The organism is Maritalea sp., assembly GCF_051251695.1.
GTDB lineage: Bacteria > Pseudomonadota > Alphaproteobacteria > Rhizobiales > Devosiaceae > Maritalea.
The window spans coordinates 1-9,395 of record NZ_JBPOEU010000048.1; the positions used below are offsets into that span (position 1 = coordinate 1).

Here is a 9,395-nt window from a genome sequence, read left to right on the forward strand (position 1 = left end):
CCGACAGGACATGAAGTCCAAACCAGCCCGTCAGCCCAGTAAAGATCGTGCCGATCAGGTAATCCTTGCGGCGGTGCGTAAAACGAACAGACATATTGCGTCCTTTCTCAGTAGCGGCGGGTTTGCGCGCCCCAAACGGCGACCAATGCAAAGCCGCAAGCCAAAACCAGCGACATTGCGGCAAAGCCCTGTCCTGTTTCGGTCTGGGCATGCGCCAGACCAACAAGACCGATGATGGCGCACACGGCACAGCTAAATGCCGCCTGTGCCCGTTCTTTCAGGCTTAGTTTCCAATTCACACGAATACTCATAGTGTCTCCTTTCTAAGGGTGATCAGTGAGGGAAGGGATCAGCCGATGGCCGCGCCAATGACGATCAGAATGATCACGGCGGCGATGATCCCCGGCCAAGGGTTTGGTTCTTTGCGGTAGACGTTTCCGACATGTTTATAGCGTGCCATTGTCTTTTCCTTTCTGCTGGTGGTGTGGCTCAGGTGAGCCGTTTGATCACGAGGACATTGAGATACGTCACGACGGTCTCGACGCCAGCGCGAATGGCGAAGTAGGTTATTGGGTAGCTTGCCATCTCCATTGACCACGCCAGATATTGCGCGGTCGAGTAGCTGTAGAGGTCACGCAAGATAGCGGTGACAGGGGTTGATATTAGCGGCCAGACAAGCGGGCCGACAAAAACCGTGGCACCAAGTGCGATCAATCCTGTGAAGCTGGAGAACGGACCCTTTGCGCCTTTTTGATGTGCGGTGTTGCGCATGGTTCAACGCCTCACCGATCAAGCCAAGGCTTGGCTGTGCAGCGCAAAGGCCCAAACAGCTATCAGCGCTAGAACCAAACCTGTGAGATTGAAGGGCGTCATGCGCTCGCCGAACAGCACGATTCCGACGGTAGACATCAGGATCAATTGCGCCATGCTCGACAAGACAACGCCTTGACCAATGCCGACTTGCAGGAGTTTTGCGTAGATCAAGTTGCTCACTGCAAATATTCCAAAGGCCGTTCCCAGTGCCGTGAATGCCCCCGTGTCGGCGAATTTCTTCAAGAACACTGTCCCGACAGAGAAGCCTGCGCTGGAAGATAGTAGGTATGCGAGAGTGATAGAGTTCATTTTGAGGGTCTCCACATTTGATCTGAATTCGCGTTAGGTATTGATTATGCTTGGGAAAACTCATCGTCATTCTCGTCTTCCCTATAAGCAGCCTTGCATTGCGCGATTCAAACCACCAACATTGCGGCAACCTCAGGAAGAATATTACCCCCCAGAGCCAATGCCCCGGACGTACACGCCAAAGAACCGTTATTGCCGAAATACCAAACTGTCAGAACAGGAGTTTCTGACAGCCTTAAGCGGATTCACTGGCGGGGTTGGCGCAGCAGCGGTTGCACGCGATATGGAGCGCTCAGAGCGGTCGATTCGCACACTCTTTGGCCGCTTTCGGCAACGATTCATGGAGGATGAAAACCTGACAGGATGGTTTTGCAGAGCATCAGATTTGCCCGACACCGATGACCCGGTTTGGCCAGCCCTGCATCATTGCATGTTCCACTGCGAGGCATACATCCCCGACAAAACTTACACGTCACCGCACTTTGTGACCCAGTTCAGAAGCGTTGACCCTAATGCGGACCACAGGCAGCGCGTCGCGCGTTTTACGCGCAGCAAACACGGCACAAAATGCAGATCATGCCCAGTTTCATTGGATTTTGAGTTTGATGTGCAGGTGCGCGAAGTTTGGGGCAAACACGATTTACGCGTCGGCGGCGTGCCGCGCGACAATTTCAAACCGCATTTCTTTGAGATTATGTTACGTGCTGCATGGTCGATCAGAAACGACAAATTCCAGCTCCCCGAGGGTTATAATCTGGATTATATCGTGGCTTGCTTCGAAAAAGAGCCGCTTTGATTAGCTGTACCGGATCACAGTGTCCGTTCCACGGCGCAGCGCCACCGCGTATTCAGTCAGCTTGCGGGCCATGTCGTCATAATAATCATTCCACTCAGGATACAGCTCTAGATCGCGCAGAACCTGTGCCATGTCGTCGAAAAATCCTGCCACAACAAGGTAGACTGGCATGTCCTGCTCTTTGTTGAGTCTGCTATCTTCAACTGGTATCATTCTGTGCGGGTCTTGAGACAGCTCTTTGGCCAGATAGCTGGCAGCTGACGCAAGGCTATCAAGATAGGTGAAAGTCTCGTTATCAAGGCCATCACGCGGCAATGTTACCGAGAAAAACTCGGCAAGACCTGTCAAATGTTCATTCGCCATCTCCAATATAGGAATCGGCTGAACATCATCGATAGACAATGCCGTTCGCTCAAGGACGAACTTTGCCTTGTTCGCAAGATTGCCTGATTTGGCCATCGTCAAATTATTCCCGTAAAACCAAGACAGACACAGATTTACATCATGCAACCGCAACGAAACACAAGCACAATTGCGCGAACGTTACACACGGCCCTTTGCGGACCTTCACCGGCTTTTGGCTATGCTGCGGTTGCAGCCCGCATAGCGGATATTGGCAGCCAGCAAGAAACCGTTAGATCGTTCGATGACTGCATCGGGGGACATTGCTGTCATTGGTTTTGCTTATCCGCTCTCAGAGGCCACGAAATTCTCATCAAGACTAACTGGGCAAATATGGATCGTTTCGCTCACCGGTAATCTCATAAGTAGCGACCTCGACCTTCACGGCCTCTGGCAAGCTTTCCTGAATCTTTGTTGCAAGTTGCTCACGCGCGCGCTGGCCATTTGCTCCGCAGACAACGTACAACTTGTCGGGTCGCACCTTTTTCGCAAACGCGGCGAGCTTCTGAATTTCAGAAGCTTTCAATGTCTTGGAAGTAGTGGCTTCGACTACGATGGTTTCGCCATCTACCACTGCCAAAAGATCAACTTCACAGTCATTTGTCCCATCTTCTCTGTATTTGTCGAACCAGATCAAGGTCGAGGGTAAAAAATAGAATGATCTCTGCGCACGTTCTGCAAGCTGCCAAAGTGCCCAGATTGCCGGTTCGGTCCCATGATCACTATACGCTTCGACAAGGAAACCGCTGGCCTTGAACTGCCATCCACCTGAAACCGGCGGAAGCGCTTTGATCTGGCACACATTACACGTCATCGCTCCAGACAAATCGTCGATCGAAACCCAGTTCCGGTTATAGCAATTGCGACACTGCCATTCATGACCTTGAAAAAGCACTTTCCGCTCACAAAGATATTGGATGGAAGCATCCAATTCTCGCGAGGAAAGAAGCTCATCGCGATTTCCTTCTTGCATATGCGGGTGCTTGTTTAAAAACGCTGCGACTAAATCATTGAAGCGCTTCAGCAACTTAGCATACTGTATGAACCGATCCGGCCGTTTTAGCTGTGAAACAAGCCTCAGCGCTTCTCGGACTACAGTTTGGCGGCTTCGTTCGTCACTTACCACCCATTCTTTACCGTTTGCTCCTAGTCGTTTCGAAAGGACATTCTGGAAGTCCGCTTCAAGTTGGTCATCTAAATGCGACGGATCAGCACCTAATTTGTGCAGGGCCTCTCGCCAAAAATTGTTCATCAGTGTTTCAAACGCGTCTGGCAAGCTGTTGAAGTGTTGAAGTGTGCCTAGGAGGTATCGTCCTTTGTCCGAGTATTTGGCGTCATGAACTTTCGGAGGCAAAGATCGATGTCCTCGTTCGTATTCTGTTACTCGGAGAAACCCGTCTCGTTGACTATCCCGCAAAGCCGCAAATAACGCATCTTCATCTACAGGCACGGAAATGAATGCTTGGCGGACCGTTAACTCAAAAGATGCACTTAGAAGCCCTGATTTTGTTGGTCTCTTACAATACCTAGGGTACATCTGCGAAGACGAATTGTCCCTATCTATTGAGAAATAGGGATCAATGCGTAGTCTGCGAGGCAGAATCCATTCGTGAATTACATTTGAAAAGCGGCAGTGGTCGTTCTCACGCTCAATGGATAAGTCGACCATCCACTGACCAGCGCGCACGCTGGGTGGCAAGTAATTTTCAGATAAGTGCCATGGGGTCGCAAGAGGGATTTCTGCACGACCGTTGGCGAGCCCGCTTCGTTGTTGGCCCTTTGGTTCTCTCGAAATGGCCACTGACCCCGTTTTAAAAAACGCTCGTTCCGTCCAAAACTCTGGAATTGCCCATTTTAAATCTGCAATGGCCTCAGTCTCATAGCGTTTCCAAGATTTGCCTTCCGGCTTGAGGCGCTCGGCAATGTCGGCGAGTTCGTTTTCATCGAGCGACGTTGACCGGATCGTGCCAACCGGCGAGTTTTGATTGTCTCGGACGCCACGGCGATCTAACACTTTTCCTATCAGTTGCAAAAAATCAATGTCTTTTGACTGTTCAACTGAGATTCGAATTGATGATGTCCCGGTCAACTCGTTGCGGGGAAAACGGTTATGCCCGTTCCAAAAAACCAAGCGATCTGAAACGTCGTCCCCGACGACCACGTTGACGCCACCTCTTTTCAAAGAGTTCTTCGGTTCAAGGTAGTGACAGAACAACTCGGATAATTGACATGGCGGTAAAACGGCTCCCGGTTCAGCAAGCACTTCCAAAAAGGAGCGAGGGTCGCTTTCATACTTGGCACTCTGACTCTTGCCATATTGACGATTTTCCAGCGCATCTTTCGATATCAAGGTCAGACAACCAAACAATTCTGGTGCGGAACCTGCTAACTGTCCGTTACCAAAACTCGTCGAAAGAAAACCGAAATTCTCGCTAAGAAACGCGTCTTCAGACCCATCCCAATATTTGTCGAAAGTCAGGATGTTCTGAGGCTTATCACCAAAACCCCATCGACGACTGGCAAACATGGGCAACACTGACAGGCTTGATAGGCCTTCGAGCGGAAGCTCGATACGAAACCGGCGGTCGCCTTCTGGATCGCTATACCTGTCATCATGATGGTGGAGAATTCCAGGCGCCAGCAATTCGTCTAATTGCAATACTGCATCATCAGTCAGATTTGCAAAACTATAAATTATGTCGGCGTCAAAGGCATGCAGCCAAGCCTGATAGACGGGGTCAACGCCATCTGGTGACGCCGGGATAATCGGGGTTCGCCGACCGGACCAGCGACTGTAACTCTCGGCTATGATCGCGTCGATCAATAAGTCATCACACGTCTTCAAGTTGACGAGGTATGCCACTCGCAGCGGTCTTGCGGTCCCTTCAATTTTGCGATGCGCTGGTTTTCCCCACATAACTTGCTCCTAGATTAAAGACCTTTTTTGCACAGCAAACACTGTACCTTCATATTGCTCTTGAGTGAGTAAACCAGCACCTACGTGCTTTGAAAGAAACTTCAAATCATCTCGCGTCCCGATCAAGGTTAACAGTTCTGCAAAGAATTCAGCGGCGCCATTACTTGCTCGGCTTTCGACATAACGAACAGCCGTGTCGATGAGCGACTTGGGAGAGTTTGAGTCCCGTCGCCGGATGCTTGACCATGAATAAGCAGCCATCCCTATGCTGCTACGATCCATCAGCTCTTGGTCTAGGTGTCGGAAAGCGGCTTCATCGTTGATTTGTTTGAAAGCCCAGCCATCTTCAGTGAGCCGCCCGTCCAAATGTTCTCTACGCCAGTCTATGAACCCTTTGTCGTTACATTCATCCCAAAGCTCTTCAATCAAACTAGCTTTGAAGTGATCGAGGTATGGCTCAAGGGCGGTTAGCTGCATCGCGTCAGTTATGCCTGATCTGTCTGAATTGCGGAAACCATAAGCAAAGCTGAGCAGCTTGAAGTAGTCCTCTTTGTCCTCGATGCCTTCGAAGTGGCGCGCATGGAGACTGAGAGTCGCAGGCGTGGCAATGCACAACAAAACATGGGGATAGTTGTAGCGGTGCTGTAAATTCTCCCAATGTTCGAGAATGGTGCTCGTGGCGAATTCATCGCGGCGATCCGCCAGAATGTCAGTTATAGTGCTATCCGCGCTGTAATCCGGTTTGCCGCCTGTTTTCAATGCGACAGCGACCTCTTCTAACTTTTGCAAAATGAGATCTTCGAACAACCGGCTGTCGAACTGGCGAATGAACTGAAACCAGTAGATGCCATTCGCACAGCGTTGTTCAATCTTTGCCCTTAGATGAGGAATCGCCATGATATCGCCGATGCGGCATCTGGAAAGCAGCAATTCTTCGTCAAGTCCTTCTGGCGGGCACTCGGCGAGCCGTTGCAACTGTTTCACACTGGCAGATGCTCGCCACAGCTGAAAGCAGCGCTTTCGAAAGAAGAATTCGTTCTCAGTCTTCTCCCAATCGATCTTTAGCGAAAGTAAGGCAGGTCGGGCGTACCGAACATTGTGGTCCATGTCTGAGCCGAAAAGACCAAACCTTGAACTTGCGAGCGAGTTGAACGAGCCCTTCTTACCTTCGACACGCTTGTCGATACCGGCTATATAACAAGCCACAAAAACGGCAGCTAGTGGATGGTCAAGCTGTTCTAGGCACGCATAAACCACATGCCCCATGTCTTCATTAGTTTTAGCTAGTTGGATTAAGGGCCGCAGCGTCCTGTCGCTACAAACTCGTCTCAAACCGCCAGCCAGACAGTATTTGGCCACATTGTATCGACGGTCACTCAGCCCTGAATTATCTTTGCCCTCTGGATCTTCGGTGGGCAATGCCTCCCAAGCCTTGAAAACATCTTCCAATGTCTGCTCGTCGAAGCCACTTAAACAGGAGACGGCAGCAAACAGCATCCCGTAAGACAACTCATTTTCATGATCTTTCATCGTTTTCCAACACTCAGCGACGGACTCTGCCAATCGTTCGTCGGCACACTCCCCGGCGAGGTAAAGTGCTGCTTCCCTTTGTTTCTCTGTGTTGGTGGTGTCGCTGACCAACGCAGCTACGCCTTCAAGCCACTTGGGTCCATGGCGTGCACGAGCATGCGCAATGAGACGATCACGGAAAGGGGCATTGGAGGAGGGCTCTACTCTATAGCAAAGGTTCGCTGCTGCCTTGACTTCGCCATTTAAGACTCTGGCTTCACGACCCGCATGCGTGTCCTCCTTGGTGGCATCAACTAGTCTTTTGAACTGGCTCCCTTGCAGGCCAGCAATTTGCCATTCAATGGCCCATCGAACTTGCTTCGGGACATTTTCGAGCAAGCCCGCGTCAACCAGTTCTTCACAATCATTCAGCAAGCGCTTGGCAATCGATGGGTTCCCCTTTTGGCAGTGCTTCAACGCACCAAAACAGATCAAAGGAATGCTGGATTTTGCAAACTCCCAAAACTTAACTGGTATATCTGCTCGGACAGAAGCTCGAGCCACCAAGTCGGAGTAGAACGGGTCGGTTAGGTAGCTTTGAGAATAGTCCTCCTTCAACAATGCGTTCAAAATCGCTTCAATCAGCAGAAAGTCCTTTACTCGATCATGCCTAAAACCGAGTTTTGACTGTTTTCCTTGGGAAACTTCTCTGAATAGACGCCCCGCACTGCATATTGCTTCAATATCTGCAAAGATTTGTGTCGATCCAAATTTCGCATATAGCTGCTCAAACGAAGGATCGCTAATCCGATTTTCAAGCATCCAAGCGGCAATTGAGATGACTGACTCACGGAGCGAATACACGGAGCGCGCGTTCGCCTTAGAGACTTCTGAAAGGGCATTAGCGACATACTCAGAGAGGACTTCACTTGCATTTTCGGAACCTTGCCCCGTCCATAGCCCAATCAAAAGGGGGTCGTTACCAAGGTGTTCGCGCACCTCATCAGCCTCTACATTCGTCAACTCAACACCAGCGGCTTGGCTTCGCTTCTGGATTGCCTCTCTGGCCTCGTGATCACTAAAATCTGTGAGGTCAGCTACACGGCTTTGAACGATTTTGCTCACTTCCGTTGGAAGTGCGCGGAGGTTCTCTGGCCAAACAGGGCACAGAACTTTCAATGTCCTTGCTTGCAGGTCATTTTTTGGCCCATCGAGTTCTCTGCAAAAACGATTCAGCTTTGATATCAGGTCAGTGGGCGATGTTGATAAGTTAATATCCTCGATCCATATTTGCACCTCTTGACTTTGAGACAAGCGAACGAGTTCACCGACTGGAGCATCTATGGTCAGAGAGGCAACTTCTGCGACTAAGCTCTCGCGTATGGCTTGCGAAAAAGACGAACTCCTCTCCAGAACGTCATGGGTAACAACAAAACCCAAACCACCTCTATCAACCACAGCTTTGCACAGCTGGTGACAAAACGCAGATTTTCCCGCTCCTGAGGAACCATTTAGAAAAACGACAGACGATGTTAATGTTTCAAGAGCCGTACATGCCGCCAAAACATCTCGAACTATCAATTGGTCCCTAGAAGCCAATGGCGCATGCCTCGCCAACTGCCGTTGTGAAATTTCTTCTGCAAGGTCGCGTGAGAGCCTAGTCTGGGCAGTGCCGAAGAACTTGGAACGCAGGAATTGGCCATCTGGATAGACGTCTAAGACGTTGGACAGCCTGTCATTCGACCAAACATCTAGTTCCACGGAGTGCTTTGCAGCCTCGGCATGGGCATTTTGAATTAAGTCTGATGGAGGGATGTTCTTACTGGTCAGAACCAGTCTGAGAACGACATCAGGGTTCCTGGCTTTGTATGATTTAAGCTTGCCGACGGCTTTAATTAAGTCTCCCTTATCGGGATCAAGCCATTTTCCAGAAATGCTTGATCGTGATGTGATCGTATGTTCACAAGCGATGGCATAGCCAAGTCCTTTTTCATCGGTGCAAATCGAAATCCCGTCTAACGGGTCAACAATTGTTTGGCCTGAGGTGTTTACACCGGTGTGAACAATCCTCTCGTACAAAGGATCGGCAATCCTCAGAACGCTCGTCGCAAGCCGCTCAAATTTTCCGGCATCGGTTATTGCTCCGATTAACGTTTCTGTTGAGTTACTAGACTGGGACATTTGCGGAAAATCTATTTATAATCAGACATGCAGTTATCTTGCACGTATAAGCTGTGAATCCTAGCAGCAGTGTTCTGTTGGCTTCAATTAACGTTTTCAGAACTTGGACCATCACCTTCATGTCCGCTTTCGAAAGACCTGCATCGATATGATGTTCTTGCAGCGAATGACCGGTTTCCGCCCCCTTTGACTTACCAGTGTATGTTTCGATACGTTTTTCGTTGCTATCCGACGCCCTATTTGTTCATGATATGTTCTTTGTTTTGATATTTAGAAAGGATATATAATGACCAAAGATCAAATCGACACTCAAACGACTGCACCGGCCGCGAACCTCAAGCCCTTCATGTTAGGCTATGTTGTGCGGCCATTTAAAAATGGAAAATCCGCCTCTTGGAGCCGCGTTGGTGTGGCTTGGGCGCATAGCGACGATCAGGGCTATGATCTCTGTCTTGATGCGCTGCCTGT

General features: G+C 50.0%; 8 protein-coding genes. 2 read left to right on the forward strand and 6 right to left on the reverse strand.

Going from position 1 to position 9,395, the window contains the following annotated elements; translation table 11 throughout:
• Window positions 1-107: 107 nt before the first annotated feature.
• The 3 genes from ACSHWX_RS17180 to ACSHWX_RS17190 all read right to left on the reverse strand — a co-directional run bounded on the left by ACSHWX_RS17180 (window position 108) and on the right by ACSHWX_RS17190 (window position 1,122).
• Window positions 108-311 (reverse strand): hypothetical protein, encoded by a 204-nt coding sequence (locus ACSHWX_RS17180; protein WP_342856574.1) that lies wholly within the window; start codon window positions 309-311, stop codon window positions 108-110.
• A 178-nt stretch (window positions 312-489) separates the two neighbouring features.
• Window positions 490-771, reverse strand: a complete 282-nt coding sequence (locus tag ACSHWX_RS17185) for a hypothetical protein (RefSeq protein WP_435669446.1) — start codon at window positions 769-771, stop codon at window positions 490-492.
• Window positions 772-789: 18 nt separating this feature from the next.
• Window positions 790-1,122 (reverse strand): hypothetical protein, encoded by a 333-nt coding sequence (locus ACSHWX_RS17190; protein ID WP_435669447.1) that lies wholly within the window; start codon window positions 1,120-1,122, stop codon window positions 790-792.
• A 46-nt stretch (window positions 1,123-1,168) separates the two neighbouring features.
• Between ACSHWX_RS17190 and ACSHWX_RS17195 the strand changes: the two genes are divergently transcribed.
• Complete coding sequence (locus ACSHWX_RS17195; RefSeq protein ID WP_435669448.1) at window positions 1,169-1,918, forward strand: hypothetical protein; 750 nt, start codon at window positions 1,169-1,171, stop codon at window positions 1,916-1,918.
• Here ACSHWX_RS17195 and ACSHWX_RS17200 read toward each other — a convergent pair whose 3' ends face one another.
• The 3 genes from ACSHWX_RS17200 to ACSHWX_RS17210 all read right to left on the reverse strand — a co-directional run bounded on the left by ACSHWX_RS17200 (window position 1,919) and on the right by ACSHWX_RS17210 (window position 8,327).
• The gene (locus ACSHWX_RS17200) at window positions 1,919-2,377 is read right to left on the reverse strand and encodes a hypothetical protein (RefSeq protein WP_435669449.1); all 459 of its coding nucleotides are present in this window, start codon (window positions 2,375-2,377) and stop codon (window positions 1,919-1,921) included.
• Between the two features lie 262 nt (window positions 2,378-2,639).
• On the reverse strand, window positions 2,640-4,979 hold the full coding sequence (locus tag ACSHWX_RS17205; protein WP_435669450.1) for a hypothetical protein: 2,340 nt from the start codon (window positions 4,977-4,979) through the stop codon (window positions 2,640-2,642).
• A 267-nt stretch (window positions 4,980-5,246) separates the two neighbouring features.
• Window positions 5,247-8,327, reverse strand: a complete 3,081-nt coding sequence (locus ACSHWX_RS17210; protein ID WP_435669451.1) for a hypothetical protein — start codon at window positions 8,325-8,327, stop codon at window positions 5,247-5,249.
• Window positions 8,328-9,213: 886 nt separating this feature from the next.
• Here ACSHWX_RS17210 and ACSHWX_RS17215 point away from each other — a divergent pair.
• Window positions 9,214-9,395 (forward strand): hypothetical protein (locus ACSHWX_RS17215; protein ID WP_435669452.1); only part of this gene is annotated, 182 nt, incomplete at its 3' end.